Here is an 18,258-nt window from a genome sequence, read left to right as displayed (position 1 = left end):
GGCGACCACCCGAGCTAATCCATGAGTGACAATACAAGCGATACGAATTCAGGCGGCGAGCCCAGCGGCAGCCCCCAAGCGGGGGGCGGCGCGCCGGCCCCGGCCAAGTCCGCAGCGGGCTTGAACTGGGAGCGCGAGGTGCTCGAGAAACTGGTGCTGTCCACGGTGCGCGAGCGGCGCGCCAACCGGCGCTGGAGCATCTTCTTCAAACTAATGACCTTGGTGCTGGTATTTATCGCCATCGCAGCTTATTTTGATTTCACCTTCCCTGGCAGCGACTCGGAAACGCTGGGCCGCCACACCGCCCTGATCGAGATCCAGGGCGACATCGAAGCCGAGGGCAGCGGTTCCGCCGCCGTGGTGATCCCTGCGCTGAACAAGGCGTTTTCGGACCACGGCTCGGTGGCGGTGGTGCTGCACATCAACAGTCCCGGCGGCAGCCCGGTGCAGGCCGGCATGATCGTGGACGAGATCCGCCGCCTGCGCCAGGGCTATCCGTCCAAGCCGCTGTACGTGGTGGTGAATGAAATTTGCGCCTCGGGCGGCTATTACATCGCCGCCTCGGCGGACAAGATCTATGTCAACAAGGCCAGCATCGTCGGCTCCATCGGCGTGCTGATGGACGGCTTCGGCTTCAACGGCATCATGAACAAGGTGGGCGTGGAGCGCCGCCTGCTGACAGCGGGCGCCGACAAGGGCTTTATGGACCCGTTCACGCCGCTGAGCGACAAGCACCGCCAGCATGCGCAAACCATGCTCAACGAAATCCACGCCCAGTTTATCGACGTGGTGCGCACGGGGCGCGGCAAGCGCCTGAAGGAAACGCCGGAAACGTTCTCGGGCCTGTTCTGGACCGGCGCGCGCGCCATCGACATGGGCCTGGCGGACGGCCTGGGCACGGTGGACACGGTGGCGCGCGATGTGATCCATGCCGAAGACATCGTCGACTACACGCAGCACGAGGGCTTGCCTGAGCGCGTGCTGAAAAAATTCGGCGCCGCGATGGGGGCGGGCGCCATGAAGGCGGCCGTGCAGAGCGCCGCGCCGGCGGTGCGCTAGGCAGGGACGAAAGTTTGCGCTATGTGCGAGCGCACTGTGCAATATTGATAATCCGGCCTGATTTGTTCTTGTATTCTCCCGGGGGTGGGCTATATTGGTGATGTAGTTCTTTCCCAGGAGGCCAGCATAAACAGCATAACTCGTTGTCTGCACACGTTTACCGTAAGTCAGAAACGAACTACTCAACCGCATCGCTGATGCGGACCCGAGAGAATTTCAATTCCTCGCATTGAGTCCCGCAACGGGACATGAGAACGGCGGCGTAACAGCCGCTGTTTTCATTTGTGCTGTCCATTTCGCCCGCCTCCTGCTGCCGGAATCCGCCGCCCGCCAGCCAGTCCATGAAATGCTGTTGGGCCGCCGCATGCCAGCCAGCTTGCGCCGCCAGGGCCGTATCCTGGCCGTGAACGCCCAGCCGCCAGCGCTCCACGCCCAGCGAAGCGGCATGCAAAGCGAGGTGGCGGCTGGCGGTTTTCGGGGAACTCATCTCTCATCCTTTCTTACACCAGTAGGGAAATTCCTACCTTAAATTAAGTGTAGTCAAGCGAGGTGAACGGCCTTTGATCTACATCAAGCCCTGATTGAAATCTGGTAAAGTCTCGCCCTATGAGCAAATTATCCTTAGACCGCATCCTGCAATCCCAGGGTTTCGGCACGCGCAAATACTGCCGCGCCCTGATCGAAGACGGCGAAGTCAGCATCGCCGGCGAAGTCCATGACAGCTACAAGACCAGCCTCGAGACCGAGGGCCTGGTCCTGACCATTTTTGAAGAAGAATGGGTGGTCCGCGAACACCTGTATATCGCCCTGAACAAGCCGGCCAACTACGAGTGCTCGCGCAAGCCCAGCCACCATCCCGGCGTGCTGACCCTGCTGCCCGAGCAGTTCAGCTGGCGCGAAGTGCAGCCTGTGGGCCGGCTCGACCACGACACCACCGGCATGCTGCTGATGTCCGACGATGGGCCCTTTATCCATGCACAATCGTCGCCGAAGCGCCATGTTCCCAAAGTTTACCAGGCCACCACCCAGGACCCGGTGACGCCGGAACTGGTGGCGCAACTGCTGGCCGGCGTGCAGCTGCACGACGAACCGGCGCCCCTGGCGGCGCTGGTGTGCGAGCAGCGCGGCGAACACCAGCTGGAAATCGTGCTGGAGCAGGGCAAATACCACCAGGTCAAGCGCATGCTGGCGGCCGCCGGCAACCACTGCAGCGCGCTGCACCGTTCCGCCATCGGCCAGCTGCAGCTCGAATCGCTGGGCCTGGCCGAGGGCGAGTGGTGCTATCTGACGCCGGAACAGCTGGCGTTGCTGGCCCCCGCCTGAGGGCGAGCAGAGAGGGAAAACACATGCTGTTCGCTTGATGCCGCGGCGTTGCCCGCAGGCATAATGGGACTATTCCTCAAGATAGTCAGAGCTTCACATGGCAGAAGAAAGCGAAAGCGAAAAGACAGAACCGGCGTCACAGAAGCGCCTGGACCAGGCGCGTGAGGAAGGCGATGTTCCCCGTTCGCGCGAAGTGGCGACGTTCACCGTGCTGATGACCGCCGGCGCCGGCCTGTGGATGACCGGTTCCGGCCTGGTGCGCGACCTGTCTTCCGCCATGGTGTCCGGCCTGGCGCTGAGCAAGGAACAGATTTTCAATCCCGATGTGCTGCTGACCCGCGTCGGCATCGATATCGGCCGCGTGATGCTGGCCTGCCTGCCGCTGGGCGTGGCCGTGATGGTGGTGGCGCTGGTGTCGCCGCTGCTGGTGGGCGGCTGGCTGTTCAGCGGCAAGGCCGTCGCTCCCAACCTGATGAAGCTCAACCCCATGCGCGGTCTGGGCAATATGGTGTCCACCAACGCCCTGGTGGAGCTGGTGAAAGCCATCGCCAAGACCCTGGTGGTGGGTTTTGTCGCCTACCTGGTGGTGATGAAACAGAAGGATGCCGTGATCGGCCTGGCGATGGAGCCGTTCAAGCTGGGCAGCGTGCACATGCTCGATATGCTGGGCATGAGCTTTTTGTTCATCGTCGGCGCGCTGGGCCTGATCGCCGCCATCGACGCGCCTTACCAGATGTGGCACTACGCCAACAAGATGAAGATGACGCGCCAGGAGATGATACAGGAGTCCAAGGAGTCCGACGGCAATCCCCAGATCAAGGGCAAGATCCGCCAGATGCAGCGCGAGATGGCCAAGCGCCGCATGATGGCCGACGTGCCGACCGCCGACGTGGTGGTGACCAACCCGACCCACTATGCGGTGGCGCTGAAGTACACCGACGGTTCGGGCGCGCCGAAAGTGGTGGCCAAGGGCACCGACGAAGTGGCGGCCAAGATCCGCGAACTGGCGCGCGAGCACAAGGTGGCCATCCTGGAAGCGCCGGCGCTGGCCCGCGCGCTGTACAAGCACAGCGATATCGGCGACGAGATTCCGCAGCGCCTGTACGCGGCCGTGGCCGAAGTGCTGGCCTACGTGTTCCAGCTGCGCACCTTCAAGCCGGGCGGCCGCTATCCGGACCGCCCCGGCAAGCTGGACGTGCCGGACGATATGGACCCGAACCATCCGGCCTACGAGCTGGCCAAGCAGGCCAAGCAGCAAGCCTTGCAGAAGAAAACCGATAACAGCGCAGGTAACAGCAACGGAGCACAGCAATGAACAGCATCAGACTGCCGGAATGGATGAGCCGCGCCTTTGGCGGCGTGAGCGGCGCGGCGGGCGCCAACAGCAAGAGCCTGGCGGCGCCCATCCTGATCATCATGCTGCTGACGATGATGGTGCTGCCGCTGCCGGCGTTTGTGCTGGACCTGTTCTTCAGCTTCAATATCGCGCTGTCCATCATCGTGCTGCTGACGGCCTTGTACACCGTCAAGCCGCTCGACTTCATGGCTTTCCCGACCGTGCTGCTGGTGTCGACCATGCTGCGCCTGGCCTTGAACGTGGCCTCCACCCGCGTGGTGCTGACCGAGGGCCACACCGGCGCGGCGGCGGCCGGCAAGGTGATCGAGGCCTTCGGCCACTTCCTGATCGGCGGCAACTACACCGTCGGTATCGTGGTGTTCATCATCCTGACCATTATTAACTTCACCGTGGTCACCAAGGGCGCGGGCCGTATCGCCGAAGTGGGCGCGCGCTTCGCCCTGGACGCGATGCCGGGCAAGCAGATGGCGATCGACGCCGACCTGAACGCCGGCCTGATCGGCGAGGCGGAAGCGCGCAAGCGCCGCAGCGAAGTGTCGATGGAGGCCGAGTTCTACGGCGCCATGGACGGTGCGTCCAAATATGTGCGCGGCGACGCGGTTGCCGGCATCCTGGTGACGGTGATTAATATCGTCGGCGGCCTGCTGGTCGGCCTGATCCAGCACGACCTGCCGTTCGGCGAAGCCATCAAGACCTACACGCTGCTGGCCATCGGCGACGGCCTGGTGGCGCAGATTCCTTCGCTGGTGATCTCGATCGCCGCCGGTATCGTGGTGTCGCGCGTGGCCAGCGAGCAGGACATCGGCACCCAGGTGATAGGCCAGCTGTTTGCCAAGCCGCAAGTGCTGTACATCACCGCCGCCATCATCGGCGGCATGGGCCTGATCCCCGGCATGCCCAATCTCGTGTTCCTGCTGCTGGCCGGCGTGCTGGGCGGCGCCGGCTACCTGATGGCCAAGCGCACCCGGGAAGGCGGCGCGGCGGCCGGCGGCGCGGCGCCGTCGGGCGAGGGCGGCCCGGCTGCGGCGGCGGGCGGCGCTGCCGCTCCCGCGCCGGAGCAGGAGGAGGCCAGCTGGCAAGACATCCTGCCGGTCGACACGCTGGGCCTGGAAGTGGGCTACCGCCTGATCCCGCTGGTCGACAAGACCCAGGGCGGCGAGCTGCTCAAGCGTATCAAAGGCATCCGCAAGAAGTTCGCGCAGGAAGTGGGCTTCCTGGCGCCGCCGGTGCACATCCGCGACAACCTGGAACTGAAGCCGTCGGCTTACCGGATTGCGCTCAAGGGCGTGGAAGTGGGCACCGGCGAGGCCTTCAACGGCCAGTTCCTGGCCATCAATCCCGGCATGGCCAGCGGCACCTTGCCCGGCCTGGTGACCGAAGACCCGGCTTTCGGCCTGCCCGCCATCTGGATCGACGCCAGCCTGCGCGACCAGGCGCAGACCATGGGCTACACCGTGGTGGACGCCGGCACCGTGGTGGCCACGCATTTGAACCATTTGATTACCACCCACGCGTCCGAGCTGCTGGGCCGCGCGGAAGTGCAGGCGCTGCTGGACCACCTGGGCAAGGAATCGCCCAAGCTGGTGGAGGACCTGGTGCCGAAGATGCTGTCGCTGTCGACGCTTCAGAAAGTGCTGCAGAACCTGCTGGCCGAAGGCGTGCACATCCGCGACATGCGCTCGATTATTGAAACGCTGGCCGAGCACACCGTGCACACCCAGGATCCGAACGAATTGACGGCGCTGGTGCGGATTTCCCTGGGCCGCGCCATTGTGCAGCAGCTGTTCCCGGCCGGCGGCGAGCTGTCGGTGATGACGCTGGACAACCGCCTGGAGCGCCTGCTGATGCAAGCGCTGGCGGCGAGCGGGCCGGACGGCGCCGGCATCGAGCCCGGCCTGGCCGACACCATCGCCCAGCAGGCGCAGGCGGCAGCGGCGCAGCAGGAGGCGCTGGGGCTGACGCCTGTGCTGCTGGTGCCGGGACCGCTGCGCACCTTGCTGTCGCGCTTCCTGCGCCGCGCCTTGCCGCAGCTCAAAGTGCTGTCGCATGCCGAGATCCCGGAAACCAAGACCATCCGCGTCACCGCGCTGGTCGGCGCCCAGTAAATCGCGGCGGTTTGCGCAAACCGGCATCGCTGCCCAGTCCGCAGGCCTAGACTGGAGCGATGCCGAACGATGACTACGATGCGCCGTGGAAGGAAGCGCTGGCGCGCTACTTTCCCGAATTCCTGGCGTTCTACTTCCCACAAGTCTATGAGCTGATAGATTGGACGCGGCCGTTCGCCTTCCTGGACCAGGAGCTGGCGCAACTGGCCGAGGGTGCGTCCGGCAAGCGCGTGGCGGACAAGCTGGTACGGGTTTGCCTGCGCGGCGACACGGCGCAGGACGCGCTGGTGCATGTGGAAGTGCAGACACAGCGCACCGGCGAGTTCACCGAGCGCATTTACATCTGCAACTACCGTGCATACGACAGGCATCGATTGCCCGTCATCAGCCTGGCCGTGCTGGCCGATGCCAGCCAGGTCTGGCGGCCACATGCGTTCAGCATAACCGTGGGCGGCTGCAGGATAGGGATAGATTTTCCTGTTGTGAAACTGCTGGACTACGCGCCGCACATCGATGTTTTGCTGGAAATGGAGAATGTCTTCGCAGTGCTGACGGCAGCCCATTTGATGACGCTGGCCAGCCAGCATGATCCGGAAGTGCGGCTGGTGTACAAGCGCCGCGTCGCGCGCTTGCTGTATCGGCGCAAATGGAGCAAACGGCGTATCATCAACTTGTTCAACGTGATCGATTGGCTCATGCGCTTGCCGGACGAGCTGGAGCAGCAGCTCTGGCAGGAATTGCGTGAGTCGGAGCAGGGAGGCATCATGCCGCACATGTTATCGATAGAGCGCATCATTCGCGAGGAAAGCCGCCGTAAAGGTCTTGAGGAAGGCCGTGAAGAAGGCCTGCGGCAGGGCGTGCTGGAGGGGAGGCAGCAGGGCATGCAGCAAGGCATGCAGCAAGGCATGCAGCAAGGCATGCAGCAAGGCATGCAGCAAGGCATGCAGCAAGGCCTGCAGCAAGGGCGCGCGGTCTTGCTGGCCAAGCAATTACGGCACCGGTTTGGCGCGCTGCCGGCGCTTGAGCTGGAGAGGCTGGCCGCTGCCAGCGACGAGCAGCTGGACCGTTGGGCTTTGGCGCTATTCCACGCCGATACGCTGGAGCAGGTATTTAGCGAACACTAGGCCACGCGGCCGCCGCCGGCAAATCCGAAATGCGGGCCATTTCCCGCCCTGTTCCATCGATCGTTTCCCCTGTGCATCGTCAATAATGCAAGCATGAGAGTGAGCCCCGCCCGTTTTGAAGGCGCGGCACTTGTGTAACAGGGGAATTGGTCATGAACGTCAAAAAATTTACTGCACCTACGTCGCGTGAAGCGCTGCGCAAAGTACGCGAGGCCCTGGGGCCGGATGCGGTGATCTTGTCGAATCGTCCTACGGATGGCGAGGTGGAAATTCTGGCCCTCGCCAACGACGACGCCGCCTCGCTGGCGCTGCCTTCCCCCGATTCGCCGATGGCGCAGCCGAATCCCTACCTGGACCTGCCGGAAACCCCGTCGTATCTGTCGCCGCTGGCGCCGATGGCCCCCGTTGCCGCCGCGCCGGCCCCTGCCGTTGCTGCAGCACCGGCGCCACGTCCTGTGCCCCGCGCCGCCGCGCCGGAAGCCGCCGTGCGCCAGTCTGCGCCGCGTGCCGCGGCAGCTGTGGCTCCCGCGCCGTCGCTGGACATGGACCGCATCAGCGCCATGGTGGCCGACGCCGTCGCCAGCGCCAAGGCCAACGCGGCCGCCGAGATGAGCGGCATGATGAGCGAAATCCGCGCCATGCGCGGCATGATGGAAACCCAGCTGGCGGAAATCTCCTGGGGCTCGACCCAGCAGCGCGAGCCGCAAAAGGCCGCCGTGCTGCGTGAAATGCTGGCGGCCGGCTTCTCGGCCAGCCTGGCGCGCTACCTGATCGAAAAACTGCCGGCCGGCCGCGACGCCGCCGACAGCCTGCGCTGGATTAAGACCGTGCTGACCCGCAACCTGTCGGCCATCGCCAACGAGGACGCGCTGATCGAGCAGGGCGGCGTGTTCGCCCTGGTGGGCCCAACCGGCGTGGGCAAGACCACCAGCACCGCCAAGCTGGCCGCGCGCTGCGTGATGCGCCACGGCCCGGACAAGCTGGCCCTGATCACCACCGACGCCTACCGTATCGGCGCGCACGAGCAGCTGCGCATCTACGGCAAAATCCTGGGCGTGATGGTGCACTCGGTGAAGGACGAAGCCGACTTGCGCATTGCCCTGAAAGAACTGAAAAACAAGCACACCGTGCTGATCGACACCGTCGGCGTGAGCCAGCGCGACCACATGGTGGCCGAGCAGGTCGCCATGCTGCAAGGCACGGACGCCAACGTCAAGCGCCTGCTGTGCCTGAACGCCACCTCGACCCAGGAAACCCTGAACGAAGTGGTGCGCGCCTACCAGGGCAGCGGCCTGGCCGGCTGCATCATGACCAAGCTGGACGAAGCGGCCTCGATCGGCAACGTGCTGGACGTGGTGATACGCCAGAAACTGAATATGTTCTACGTCTCGAGCGGCCAGCGCGTGCCGGAAGACCTGCACCTGGCCGACCCGGCCGCGCTGGTCGAACGCGCTTTCCGCCTGAAGCAGGGCGCCGCCGCCAGCCAGTACGCCGACCATGAACTGCCGCTGGTGATGTCGGCCGCCGGCGCCTTCGGCGCCAATGTCGCCGGCCTGGACCACGCACTGCGCGAGGTGCGCCTTGGCTAACTTCGACTTCGACCAGGCCGAAGGCCTGCGCCGCATGCTGGCAGGGCCGCAGCCGCGCATCGTCACCTTCCTCTCCGCCACGCCGCAGGACGACAAGGGCGCCATGCTGGTCAACCTGGGCGCCTCGCTGGCGCGCGCCGGCAACGACGTGCTGCTGGTGGACGCCTGCGCCAGCGCGCACGGCGTGGCCTCCCGCCTCGGCGTGGACAGCGGCGCCAGCCTGCTGGACGTGGCGCGCCAGGAATGCGGCCTGAATCAGGTGATCCACCAGGTGCCGCAAGGCTTCGGTGTGGTATCGATGACACGCGGCGTGGCCCGCTCCGGCCCCGACGAAACGCGCCGCCTGGCCAAGGCCTTCGACGTGCTGGCCAAGCAGACCGGCCTGATGATCGTCGACGGCGAGTTCGACGGCGAAGCGTTTCCGGTGCCGGTGATGGCCAGTTCCGACATCGTGGTGCAGGTCTCGAACAGCGCCACCTCGATCAAAAACGCCTACAGCATGATCAAGCGCCTGAACCACGAACTGGGCCGGCGGCCCTTCGGCATTGTGGTAACGGGCGCATCCGAGGCCGAAGCCAAGGTGGTTTACGATAATATGGCGCAAGCGGCAAGCCGATACCTCGCGGTAACCCTGGTTTCGATGGGGTCGGTGCCTGCTGATGAGTACTTGCAGCGCGCGGCGCGCCTGGGGCGGGCGGTGGTCGACGCCTTTCCGCTGGCCGGCGCGTCGGTCGCGTTCCGGCAACTGGCAGGACGTCTGGCGCTGGCCGGCGCGCCTCAATTCCGCACGGGGAGTAGCAACCATTTTAGCGTCTGAGAAAAATTAGAACGATATGTACACGGCCAAAGGGAAAGCGGACAAGAACTCGCTGCTGACGGAGCATATGCCGCTGGTCAAGCGGCTGGCCCACCACATGAAGGCCAAATTGCCACCCAGCGTGGAAGTCGATGACCTGGTGCAGGCCGGCATGATAGGCCTGCTCGACGCCATCAACCGCTACGAGGAAACCCACGGCGCCCAGTTTGAAACCTATGCCGTGATGCGCATCCGCGGCGCCATGCTCGACGAGTTGCGCAATAGCGACTGGATGCCGCGCAGCATGCGCCAGGACATGCGCAAGATCGAAACCGCCATGGCCACCTTGCAGCAGCGCCTGGGCCGTCCGCCCAGCGAGTCGGAAGTGGCCAAGTCGCTCAAGCTGTCGCTGGCCGACTACCAGGAAATGCTGTCCGAAGGCGGCGGCCACCAGCTGATCTACTACGAAGACTTCCGCGACGACGACGGCGGCGAAAGCTTCCTGGACCGCTACCACAACGACGAGGACGCCGACCCGCTGCGCGCGCTGCTCGACACCGACTTCCGCCAGGCCGTGATCGACGCCATCGACGCCTTGCCGCCGCGCGAGAAGATGCTGATGGGCTTGTACTATGAGGAAGAACTGAACTTGAAGGAAATCGGCGCCGTCATGGGCGTCTCCGAATCACGCGTATCGCAGCTGCATACGCAAGCGGTGGCGCGTCTGCGCGCCTCGTTAAGGGAGCAGGCATGGACTGGGCCAGCATAGCAGGACTGATACTGGGCGTGGCCGGGGTGCTGGTCGGCCAGGGCATGGAGGGCGGCAAGCTGAGCTCGCTGCTGCAGCCGGCCGCCTTCGCCATTGTGGTGATCGGCACGCTGGGCGCTGTGCTGCTGCAGACCAAGCCGGCCACCTTTGTGCGCGGGCTGCGCATGGCGCGCTGGATCGTGGCGCCGCCGCCGGACACGCGTGTCACGCTGGCGCGCGAAATCGGCGCCTGGAACGCCACCGCCAAGCGCGACGGCATGCTGTCGCTGGAGCGCTATATGCTCGCCTCGAAGGACAAGTTCAACGCCAAGGGCCTGCGCCTGATCGTTGACGGCATCCATCCGGACAAGCTGCGCAACCTGCTCGACACCGAAATCACCGCCTACGAAACGGCCGAGCGCCAGGCCGTGCGCATCTGGGAATCGGCGGCCGGCTACTCGCCCACCATCGGCATCCTGGGCGCGGTGCTGGGCTTGATCCAGGTGATGGAAAACCTGGCCGACCCCAGCAAGCTGGGCGCCGGCATCGCCATCGCCTTCGTGTCCACCATTTACGGCGTGGGCCTGGCCAATTTGTTTTTCTACCCCATCGCCAACAAGCTGAAAGTCATCGTCACCCAGCATGTGCACCAGCAGGAAATCGCCGCCGCCGTGTTTTACGACATCGCCACGGGCGACCACAGCCGCGTGATCGACGAACGCATCGCCACCCTGCTGCGCGAGTACGACTGAGATGCAGCGCCGCGCCCGCAGGAAGTTCGACGACGAGCCCGAGAACCATGAGCGCTGGCTGATCTCCTACGCCGACTTCATCACCTTGCTGTTCGCCTTCTTCGTGGTGATGTACTCGATCGCCGCCGTCAACACCGGCAAATACAAGATCTTCTCGGACGCGCTGGGCGACGCCTTCGGCGGCCAGGGTTCGGCCAAGCCCATCAACACCCAGGTGCAGAACCTGCCCATCCCCAATCCCGCGCTGCGCCGGCGCACCGAGCTGCTGCGCAAGGAAAAAGAGCAGATGACCAAGCTGGCGCAGGACTTGCTGTCCACGCTGGCGCCGCTGGTGAAGGAGGGCAAGGTGCGGGTGACGCAGAACAGCCGCGGCGTCAGCGTGGAGATCAACGCCAGCGTGCTGTTCGATCCGGGCGCGGCCCTGCTGACGTCCGAATCGCGCGAGGCGCTGCAGGCGGTGGCGGTGCTGCTGAAGGCGGACCCGCACGCGGTGCAGGTCGAGGGCCACACCGACAACCTCCCCATCCGCAACACCAACTTCCCGTCCAACTGGGAGCTGTCGGCCGCGCGCGCGGGCGCCGTGGTGCGGCTGTTCATCGACTCCGGCGTGGCGCCGGCGCGGCTGACGGCGGTCGGCCACGCCGACAACTACCCGGTGGCGCCCAACGCGCAAGCGGACGGCCGCGCCCGCAACCGCCGCGTGGCGGTGACCATCCTGTCCGGCATCCCCGACCCCGCCACCGAAGTGCCGACCGCGCCGGCTCCCCCAGCCGCCCCGCCGGCCCCGTAGGGCGGGTTAGCGGCCCTGCCGCGTAACCCGCCGTGCGCCGCCGGCCAGCATGCCCCGGCGGGTCGCCCATGGCGCGCCCCGCTAAGCCGCCCTGCGCCGCCGCCTCCAGTGCCAGCCGACGCCGGCGCCCACCACGCCCAGCAGCAGCCCGCCCACAGGCACAGGCACTGGCAAGGAACTGTCGTCGGCCAGGGCCGGCCCGGTGCGCAGCTCGGCCGGGAAGGGGCGCGGCGGCACCGGCACGATCTGCCATCGCGCCTCATCATGCGGCGCGCGCGCCATGAATTCATCGATGGAAAACACGGGCGCCGAGCCAAAAGCGCGGCTGGACGGCACTTGCGGAATGCGCACCAGCACCAGCGCTTCCACGTCCGCCCGCAACTGCTGCTCATATGCGCTCAGCGCCCGGCCGGGCGCCGCGCCGGCGAGCAGCTTGAGCAGATCCTGGCCCAGCGCTGCGAAGGCCACGGCCGGGTAGAGCCGGGTCTGCTCCTCGGTAAAGTAGCCGTAGGCCTTGTGGCCGCTGGCCAGGCTGAGGTCCTTGGCGGCCTTGTAGCCATAGGCGCCGATGGCCTTGAGGCGGCTGGTCGGTCCCTGCTCGGGCACCTGCCAGCCCAGCGCCCTGAACGCGTCCATGCTGATGCCGGCGCAGTTGGCCGAGGCGTGGCGGTAGCTGAATTCGTGCCGGTAGAAGCGGCGGAAGCGGTCCTGCATGCTGCGCTGGTAGGCTTGCGCGGTGCGGGCGTCGCGCAGCACCGCCACCAGCATGGTCGACGGCCGATAGTACTGCTGGCCGCTGTTCAGGTCCATCAGGTAGTTGTCCATCGGGACCATCGACGCGATGATGCCTTTTTCGCTGTAGCTGTCCAGATTGTAGAAGTTGTTCACCATCCAGTCGGCCCATTCGCCGTGCTGGCCCAAGCGGCCGGTGGCGACGGCGAAGTGGCCGCCGTAGGCTTCGTCGTCGTCGCCTTGGGCGCCGTTCAGCATCAGGGCCAGCACGGCCTTGCCGCCCCAGTCGCGGGCTGCGGGCCGGCGCTCCCAGACCAGGCGCGTGGCGTAGGGGCTGCGCGCGCCGCCGTTTTCCTGGCGCACAAAGGCGCTTAGCGTGTCGCCGGCGGCGGCCAGGGGCTGCGCCCGCATGCTGGCCGCGTCGATGACATAGTCCAGCGGCCAGATGGTGCGCGCTTCAAAACTAGGCTGGCTGGCCTGCGCGCGCAGCGTGCCGCGCACGCGGACTGCGCGCTGGCGGAAGAAATCCAGCGTGGCGGCGTTGAAATAGGAACGGTTGGGCGCGATTTTGGGCGCCAGCTGCATGGCCAGCGGCGCCGCGCCGGGCGCCTGCAGGGCTTGGCCGGATGGTGCCAGCGTGGCTTGCGGCACCAGGTGCGGCGCACCCAGCCAGACCAGGTCGGGCAGGGCTGGCAAGGCTGTCGAGGCTGGCTGGCGCGGCACGGCCAGGCCCTCCTGCTGGAAGTACCACAGGGCCTGCCGGGGCGCGCAGCCGCCGCAGCGCCCGTCGCCGTAGCGGAACTGGCTGCCGTCGTACAGGCCGAGGCGTTCGCCGCCCTCGAGCGCAGCTTTTACGGGAGCGGGCTGCGCCGCTGCGGGCAATATGGAGGCAAACTGGAGCGCAAGCGCGCCGGCGGCCATGGCGTGGTGTGTGTGCATGGAGGCATTATGCAAGAATTTGCATAAAATGCATCAGCGCAACTAATGAGTGTCAACGATGGTTGATTTGCATCAACCGCTAAGCGTATTTAGCCGGCGAGGAAGCCGCGGCGCGGCGAGGAGGCGGTGGGTTGGCCGCTGGGACCGTAGAAATTGCCTTGGGCCTGGGGACGCAGCGCTTGCAGCGCGCCTTGCGTGTGGCTCAGGTGTTTGCTGATGAGGGTGCCGTTCAGGCGGTTCAGTTCTTTGGCTTCGCGGGTCAGTTCCAGCACCTGCTGCCAGAGCGGGGCGGCGGTGGCGTCGCCGCTGGCGGCCAGCCAGGCTTCCATGCCCGCTTCTTCGGCCTTGTGGCCTGCCGCGCCGAGCGCGCTGTGGCGCTGGCTGGCCAGCACGGCCATGTCGTTGACCAGCGCGGCTTTGCGCGGCGTCAGTTCCGTCAAACCGTCTATGTCCGCCGCCACCAGTTGCTGCTGTTCCTGCTTGAGCACCGCCAGCAGGGCGGTGATGACGCGCTGTTCTTCGCGCAAGCTGCTCAGGGGCGTGAGTGCAGGAGAAACCGCGGGTGCGACGGATTGCATGATTTACCTATCTTTTACGTGAGTGCAGCAGATCCTTGACTGTTTCCAGCAAGCCATCGGCCACTTTTTCCGAGTTGACTTGGAATTGCCCATCGGCAATTGCAAGCTTGATGCGTTCCACTTTTTTCGTATCGAACACCGCGCTGCTGCCGCTGGCGCTGCTGGCGGCCATGGCCTGGCCTTGCGCCGACAGCTTGACGCTGTCGGTCGCCACAGGGGCCGTGCTGGCCTTGTCGGCGCCGCGCGCGGTGGTGGTAGTCGCAGGCGAGGCCGGCAGGCCAGGCGTGCTCTTGACTGAGTCGTTAATTTTCACAGCAATATCCTCGTCTGGTTGGGGTGTAAAAACCCCGGGATCTGAGTTATTAACGGCGCCGTGAACATAAACTTTAGCGTTTTTAGAACGCCACCTCCACCAGTCCCCCCGCTTTGGCGATGCCGCTCACTTGCTGGCCGCTCGCGGTCCGCACCTGCACCAGCTGCCCTTCCGAGGCGGCCGCGACGGCGCGCGCCTCGGCCGAGACGCGGAAGCCGGCCCCGCCCGACACCACCCGCACCAGCTGCCCGGCCACCATCACCGGCTTGCTGCGCAGGGTGTCGAGCCGCATCGGCGTGCCGGCCGCCAGCGAGGCGTTGCTGCTGCGGCCGACGATCTGGCTGATGTCGGTGGCTATGCCGGCCGGCAAGGTTGTCAAATCACCCTTGACCAGCACCAGCTGGCCCGCTTCGATGGCCTGGCCTTGCGCCAGCGGCACGGCGCTGGCCACGTATTCGGCCTGCACCGCCACATTGGCTTGAATATACACCGTCCATGCGGAAGGGGCCGCACAGCGCACGCCCACCGTGGTCTTGCCCCAGGCGCGCGCGCCGGGCATGAAGAAGGGCTGCAGCTGGGGGCAGGGCGCCAGCGCCATGCGCTGGTCGACCGGGCCGACCGTGACGGTCACCGCGCCCGGCAGGCCGGCGGTCTGGGTTTGCAGGAACTGCTCCACGCTCAGGCGCAGCGCGCCCAGGTCCTGGCGCGCCGCGGCCGGCGGCTGGGCCAGGGCGGCGGCGGAATTGATCAGTAGCAGGGCGGCGGTCAGTGTGCGTTTCATAGTGGGCTTTCCTTGAATGTGGCCATGATAGTCCCGGCGCGCGATCCCGAAGCGGTGAATAAGCGCCCAAATCCGGGGCTAATCCCGCGATCGGATGGACCATCCCATCCGTATCATCGAAGCTGTCACCAATAGAAAGCAGGCGGGAGATTGCGATGTTAGGGAAACTGGACGAATTCATGCGCTTCAACGAGACGGCACTGAGCCTGCGCTCTCAGCGCCAGACCGTGCTGGCGTCTAACATCGCCAATGCGGACACGCCGAACTACAAGGCCAAGGACATCGACTTCACCGCCGCGCTGAGCACGGCGATGGCGGGCGCGGCCCAGCCTTTGAAGACCACGGCGCCCAAGCATTTCCCCGTCCCCCAGCAAAGCGCCGGCACGCTGGCCGACGGCACGCCGCTGCAATACCGCGGCATCGTGCAGGGCGCGGTGGACGGCAATACGGTGGATATGGATGTGGAACGCAACCAGTTCGCCGACAACGCGCTGCGCTACGAGGCCGGCATTACGCTGATCAATTCCCAGATCAAGGGGCTGATGGCGGCCATACAGGGAGGTCAATAATCATGTCGCTGTTTAGTATATTCAATGTTTCCGGTTCAGCCATGAGCGCCCAGGCGCAGCGCCTGAACGTCGTGGCCAGCAACCTGGCCAATGCCGACAGCGCCACCAGCGCGAGCGGCGAGGCCTACCGCGCCAAGCAGGTGGTGTTCGAGGCGCAGCCGGCCGCCAATGGCGGCGCGTCCACCGGGGTCAAGGTGCAGCGCGTGATCGAGGACCCGTCGCCGCTCAAGCAGGTGTACGACCCCAAGCATCCGATGGCCGACGACAAGGGCTATGTCAGCATGCCGAACGTGAACGTGGTGGACGAAATGGTCAATATGCTGTCGGCCTCGCGCTCCTACCAGACCAACGTGGAAACCATGAACGCGGCCAAGACCTTGCTGCTGAAAACCCTCACCATCGGCCAGTAAGCCGCAACCTTAGAAAGATAAGCCATGACCACTGTGTCCACCAACGCGCCGGTGTCCGATACGCTGCTGAACGCCGTCAACCCGAAGAAGCAGACCGCCACCGATGGCGTGCAGGCCGATACCGATAAATTCATGACGCTGCTGGTCACCCAGCTGAAGAACCAGGATCCGATGAATCCGCTGGACAATGCGCAGCTCACCAGCCAGCTGGCGCAGCTGTCCACCGTCACCGGCGTGAACAAGCTGAACACCACGCTGGAGTCGCTCAAGTCCAGCTACCAGTCGTCGGAGAACGTGCAGGCGGCCGGCATGATCAACCATGGCGTGCTGTCGGCCGGCAAGAACATCGGCCTGAGCGAGGGCAAGGCCATCCTGGGCATCGACCTGGCCACGCCGGCCGACACCGTCGATATCGTCATCAAGACCGCCGCCGGCAAGGAAGTGGCGTCCATCCAGATGAAGGACCAGCCGGCCGGCACCCAGCCCATCACCTGGGACGGCAAGCTGGAGGACGGCACCACGCTGCCCAATGGTAACTACGTGTTCAGCGTGGAGGCGCGCGCCGGCGGCGTGGTGCTGAAGGACGCGACCGCGCTGCAGTTCGGCGTGGTGGCCAGCGTGTCCACCGGCGCCGGCGGCGTGAAGCTGAACGTGCCCACGGCCGGGCAGCTGACCATGGCCGACATCAAACAAATTCTGTAACCCACCTTACTGCATAGGGGAAATCATGTTCCAACAAGGACTCAGCGGCCTGAACGCCGCTTCCAAATCTCTGGACGTTATCGGCAACAATATCGCCAACGCCAGTACCGTGGGTTTCAAGGGCTCGCAAGCGCAGTTCGCCGACCTGTACGCCAATTCGCTGAACGGCGTGAGCGGCAACAACGCCGGTATCGGCGTGTCGGTCTCGCGCCTGGCGCAGCAGTTCACGCAGGGCAATATCGAAACCTCGAACAACCCGCTGGACATCTCGATCAACGGCGGCGGCTTCTTCCGCACCACCACCCCCAGCGGCGGCGTGCAGTACAGCCGCAACGGCCAGTTCCAGCTCGATAAAAGCGGCACCATCATCAACGCGCAGGGCAACGCCATCACCGGCTACCCGGCCACCAGCGACGGCGTAATCCTGCAGGGCGCGCCGGAGCCGATCCAGATCGACACGGCCGACCTGGTGCCGGTGGCCACCACCACGGCCAATTACGAGCTGAACCTTGATTCCCGCAGCAAGGTGCCGGAAAAAATTCCGTTCAACGCCAAGGACCCGCTGACCTACAACAAGCAGACCGTGCTGGACGTGTACGACACGCTGGGCAATCCGCACGTGCTGTCGACCTATTACGTAAAGACCGACGCCAATACCTGGGATGTGTATGTTGCCAGCGACGGCCTGGAAATGAATGCCGCCACGGTAGCCGCCGCCGCCGCGACCGATCCTGGCGCCATTGCCGCGCGGGCAGCCTACCAAGCGGCGGTGCAAGGCGGCGACCAGCCCACCATCGCCCAGGCTGCGATCGACTACGCCGACGCGGCCGGTGCGGCCATGCAGGCTGTGCTGGACGCCATCCCCGGCGTGACGCCTGAACAAAGCGCTGCGCTGGCGGCCCTGTATGGCGGCGCCGGCAACCCGGCCAACGTGGGCGCCATCGTCGGCACCAATCCGGACGCCATCAATCTGGCGCTGTCGAAGGCTATCTCCGCGCCGCCAAGCAAAGCCGCCACGCTGATCTTCGATCAAAAGGGTTCGCTGAGCACGACTGCGATGGCCAACCTGGTGCCGCCGCAGACCATGCCGTTTACGCTCACGCTGCCTATCTTCCCGAACACCGGCTCGGTCGCGCCGCTGACCATCAGCACCGGCTTCACCGGCACCACGCAGTACGGCACCGCCACCAGTGAAAAAGCGTCCACGCAGAACGGCTATTCGTCCGGCCACCTGGAGCGTTTCGCGGCCGGGGCGGACGGTGTGATCCTGGGCCAGTACAGCAACGGCAAATCGCGTCCGCTGGGCCAGATCGTGCTGGTGAACTTCGCCAACAACGACGGCCTGACGCCTCTGGGCAACAACGCGTGGGCCGAGAGCTCGACCTCGGGCACGCCGCAGGTGGGTGTGCCGGGCACCGGCGCCAACGGCCAGCTGCGTTCCTCGTCGGTCGAAACCTCGAACGTGGACCTGACGGCCGAGCTGGTGAACATGATCACGGCGCAGCGCGTCTACCAGGCCAACTCGCAGACCATCAAGACCCAGGACCAGGTGCTGCAGACGCTGGTCAACCTGCGTTAATCGAACGCCTAG

19 protein-coding genes are annotated in these 18,258 nt (G+C 65.5%); 14 read left to right on the top strand and 5 right to left on the bottom strand.

Annotated features, from left to right (window positions below):
- Positions 1 to 21 precede the first annotated feature (21 nt).
- Positions 22 to 1,059, top strand: a complete 1,038-nt coding sequence (locus tag KT882_RS25150) for a S49 family peptidase (RefSeq protein ID WP_161073778.1) — start codon at positions 22 to 24, stop codon at positions 1,057 to 1,059.
- 178 nt (positions 1,060 to 1,237) lie between these two features.
- Here the strand turns inward: KT882_RS25150 and KT882_RS25145 are convergent, their stop codons facing one another.
- A complete protein-coding gene (locus KT882_RS25145) occupies positions 1,238 to 1,546 on the bottom strand; it encodes a hypothetical protein (protein WP_161073779.1) in 309 nt (102 codons plus the stop codon).
- Between the two features lie 119 nt (positions 1,547 to 1,665).
- On the opposite strand from KT882_RS25145, the gene KT882_RS25140 reads away from it, so the two are divergent.
- The 9 genes from KT882_RS25140 (at position 1,666) to motD (ending at position 11,643) form a co-directional block, all read left to right on the top strand.
- Positions 1,666 to 2,382 carry a pseudouridine synthase gene (locus tag KT882_RS25140; RefSeq protein ID WP_161073780.1) on the top strand — a complete coding sequence of 239 codons (717 nt, stop codon included), beginning with the start codon at positions 1,666 to 1,668 and terminating at the stop codon, positions 2,380 to 2,382.
- 97 nt (positions 2,383 to 2,479) lie between these two features.
- A complete protein-coding gene (gene flhB, locus KT882_RS25135; RefSeq protein ID WP_228893583.1) occupies positions 2,480 to 3,697 on the top strand; it encodes a flagellar biosynthesis protein FlhB in 1,218 nt (405 codons plus the stop codon).
- A complete protein-coding gene (gene flhA, locus KT882_RS25130; protein WP_228893582.1) occupies positions 3,694 to 5,844 on the top strand; it encodes a flagellar biosynthesis protein FlhA in 2,151 nt (716 codons plus the stop codon). Before flhB ends, flhA begins: the two co-directional genes overlap by 4 nt.
- Positions 5,845 to 5,903: 59 nt before the next feature.
- Positions 5,904 to 6,968 (top strand): DUF4351 domain-containing protein, encoded by a 1,065-nt coding sequence (locus KT882_RS25125; RefSeq protein WP_228893581.1) that lies wholly within the window; start codon positions 5,904 to 5,906, stop codon positions 6,966 to 6,968.
- A gap of 152 nt (positions 6,969 to 7,120) precedes the next feature.
- A complete protein-coding gene (gene flhF, locus KT882_RS25120) occupies positions 7,121 to 8,557 on the top strand; it encodes a flagellar biosynthesis protein FlhF (RefSeq protein ID WP_161073691.1) in 1,437 nt (478 codons plus the stop codon).
- Positions 8,550 to 9,374, top strand: a complete 825-nt coding sequence (locus tag KT882_RS25115; protein ID WP_161073690.1) for a MinD/ParA family ATP-binding protein — start codon at positions 8,550 to 8,552, stop codon at positions 9,372 to 9,374. The genes flhF and KT882_RS25115 overlap by 8 nt, the downstream gene beginning before the upstream one ends.
- Positions 9,375 to 9,390: 16 nt before the next feature.
- Positions 9,391 to 10,122 carry an RNA polymerase sigma factor FliA gene (locus KT882_RS25110; RefSeq protein WP_228893580.1) on the top strand — a complete coding sequence of 244 codons (732 nt, stop codon included), beginning with the start codon at positions 9,391 to 9,393 and terminating at the stop codon, positions 10,120 to 10,122.
- Positions 10,104 to 10,853: a flagellar motor protein gene (locus KT882_RS25105; RefSeq protein WP_161073688.1), complete on the top strand. Its 750-nt coding sequence runs from the start codon at positions 10,104 to 10,106 to the stop codon at positions 10,851 to 10,853. The genes KT882_RS25110 and KT882_RS25105 overlap by 19 nt, the downstream gene beginning before the upstream one ends.
- Before the next feature lies 1 nt (position 10,854).
- Positions 10,855 to 11,643, top strand: a complete 789-nt coding sequence (gene motD, locus KT882_RS25100) for a flagellar motor protein MotD (RefSeq protein ID WP_161073687.1) — start codon at positions 10,855 to 10,857, stop codon at positions 11,641 to 11,643.
- Between the two features lie 81 nt (positions 11,644 to 11,724).
- Here motD and KT882_RS25095 read toward each other — a convergent pair whose 3' ends face one another.
- The 4 genes from KT882_RS25095 to flgA all read right to left on the bottom strand — a co-directional run bounded on the left by KT882_RS25095 (position 11,725) and on the right by flgA (position 14,986).
- Positions 11,725 to 13,314: a hypothetical protein gene (locus KT882_RS25095; protein WP_228893579.1), complete on the bottom strand. Its 1,590-nt coding sequence runs from the start codon at positions 13,312 to 13,314 to the stop codon at positions 11,725 to 11,727.
- 89 nt (positions 13,315 to 13,403) lie between these two features.
- The gene (locus KT882_RS25090) at positions 13,404 to 13,892 is read right to left on the bottom strand and encodes a flagella synthesis protein FlgN (RefSeq protein ID WP_161073685.1); all 489 of its coding nucleotides are present in this window, start codon (positions 13,890 to 13,892) and stop codon (positions 13,404 to 13,406) included.
- A gap of 7 nt (positions 13,893 to 13,899) precedes the next feature.
- Positions 13,900 to 14,205 (bottom strand): flagellar biosynthesis anti-sigma factor FlgM, encoded by a 306-nt coding sequence (flgM, locus tag KT882_RS25085; RefSeq protein WP_161073684.1) that lies wholly within the window; start codon positions 14,203 to 14,205, stop codon positions 13,900 to 13,902.
- Between the two features lie 82 nt (positions 14,206 to 14,287).
- Positions 14,288 to 14,986, bottom strand: coding sequence for a flagellar basal body P-ring formation chaperone FlgA (flgA, locus tag KT882_RS25080; RefSeq protein WP_161073683.1), 699 nt, complete (start codon positions 14,984 to 14,986; stop codon positions 14,288 to 14,290).
- A 155-nt stretch (positions 14,987 to 15,141) separates the two neighbouring features.
- On the opposite strand from flgA, the gene flgB reads away from it, so the two are divergent.
- Genes flgB through KT882_RS25060 form a run of 4 tightly spaced genes read left to right on the top strand, consistent with a single transcriptional unit; the run spans position 15,142 to position 18,246 of the window.
- Entirely contained in the window at positions 15,142 to 15,555 is a 414-nt protein-coding gene (gene flgB, locus KT882_RS25075) for a flagellar basal body rod protein FlgB (protein ID WP_161073682.1), read from the top strand.
- 2 nt (positions 15,556 to 15,557) lie between these two features.
- Positions 15,558 to 15,965, top strand: a complete 408-nt coding sequence (gene flgC / locus KT882_RS25070) for a flagellar basal body rod protein FlgC (RefSeq protein ID WP_161073681.1) — start codon at positions 15,558 to 15,560, stop codon at positions 15,963 to 15,965.
- Positions 15,966 to 15,989: 24 nt separating this feature from the next.
- On the top strand, positions 15,990 to 16,667 hold the full coding sequence (locus KT882_RS25065) for a flagellar hook assembly protein FlgD (protein ID WP_161073680.1): 678 nt from the start codon (positions 15,990 to 15,992) through the stop codon (positions 16,665 to 16,667).
- A gap of 25 nt (positions 16,668 to 16,692) precedes the next feature.
- The gene (locus KT882_RS25060) at positions 16,693 to 18,246 is read left to right on the top strand and encodes a flagellar hook protein FlgE (RefSeq protein WP_161073679.1); all 1,554 of its coding nucleotides are present in this window, start codon (positions 16,693 to 16,695) and stop codon (positions 18,244 to 18,246) included.
- Positions 18,247 to 18,258: the final 12 nt, after the last annotated feature.

This window comes from Pseudoduganella aquatica, assembly GCF_020865585.1.
In the GTDB taxonomy this organism is placed as follows: Bacteria; Pseudomonadota; Gammaproteobacteria; order Burkholderiales; family Burkholderiaceae_D; genus Rugamonas; species Rugamonas aquatica_A.
This window is presented reverse-complemented; position numbering and strand designations above follow the sequence as displayed.

Bases quoted from the DNA above. Each gene is read 5' to 3' on its own strand.
- KT882_RS25150 (WP_161073778.1), top strand. From the start codon at position 22: ATGAGTGACAATACAAGCGATACGAATTCAGGCGGCGAGCCCAGCGGC.
- KT882_RS25145 (WP_161073779.1), bottom strand. From the start codon at position 1,546: ATGAGTTCCCCGAAAACCGCCAGCCGCCACCTCGCTTTGCATGCCGCT.
- KT882_RS25140 (WP_161073780.1), top strand. From the start codon at position 1,666: ATGAGCAAATTATCCTTAGACCGCATCCTGCAATCCCAGGGTTTCGGC.
- flhB (WP_228893583.1), top strand. From the start codon at position 2,480: ATGGCAGAAGAAAGCGAAAGCGAAAAGACAGAACCGGCGTCACAGAAG.
- flhA (WP_228893582.1), top strand. From the start codon at position 3,694: ATGAACAGCATCAGACTGCCGGAATGGATGAGCCGCGCCTTTGGCGGC.
- KT882_RS25125 (WP_228893581.1), top strand. From the start codon at position 5,904: ATGCCGAACGATGACTACGATGCGCCGTGGAAGGAAGCGCTGGCGCGC.
- flhF (WP_161073691.1), top strand. From the start codon at position 7,121: ATGAACGTCAAAAAATTTACTGCACCTACGTCGCGTGAAGCGCTGCGC.
- KT882_RS25110 (WP_228893580.1), top strand. From the start codon at position 9,391: ATGTACACGGCCAAAGGGAAAGCGGACAAGAACTCGCTGCTGACGGAG.
- KT882_RS25105 (WP_161073688.1), top strand. From the start codon at position 10,104: ATGGACTGGGCCAGCATAGCAGGACTGATACTGGGCGTGGCCGGGGTG.
- motD (WP_161073687.1), top strand. From the start codon at position 10,855: ATGCAGCGCCGCGCCCGCAGGAAGTTCGACGACGAGCCCGAGAACCAT.
- KT882_RS25095 (WP_228893579.1), bottom strand. From the start codon at position 13,314: ATGCACACACACCACGCCATGGCCGCCGGCGCGCTTGCGCTCCAGTTT.
- KT882_RS25090 (WP_161073685.1), bottom strand. From the start codon at position 13,892: ATGCAATCCGTCGCACCCGCGGTTTCTCCTGCACTCACGCCCCTGAGC.
- flgA (WP_161073683.1), bottom strand. From the start codon at position 14,986: ATGAAACGCACACTGACCGCCGCCCTGCTACTGATCAATTCCGCCGCC.
- flgB (WP_161073682.1), top strand. From the start codon at position 15,142: ATGTTAGGGAAACTGGACGAATTCATGCGCTTCAACGAGACGGCACTG.
- flgC (WP_161073681.1), top strand. From the start codon at position 15,558: ATGTCGCTGTTTAGTATATTCAATGTTTCCGGTTCAGCCATGAGCGCC.
- KT882_RS25065 (WP_161073680.1), top strand. From the start codon at position 15,990: ATGACCACTGTGTCCACCAACGCGCCGGTGTCCGATACGCTGCTGAAC.
- KT882_RS25060 (WP_161073679.1), top strand. From the start codon at position 16,693: ATGTTCCAACAAGGACTCAGCGGCCTGAACGCCGCTTCCAAATCTCTG.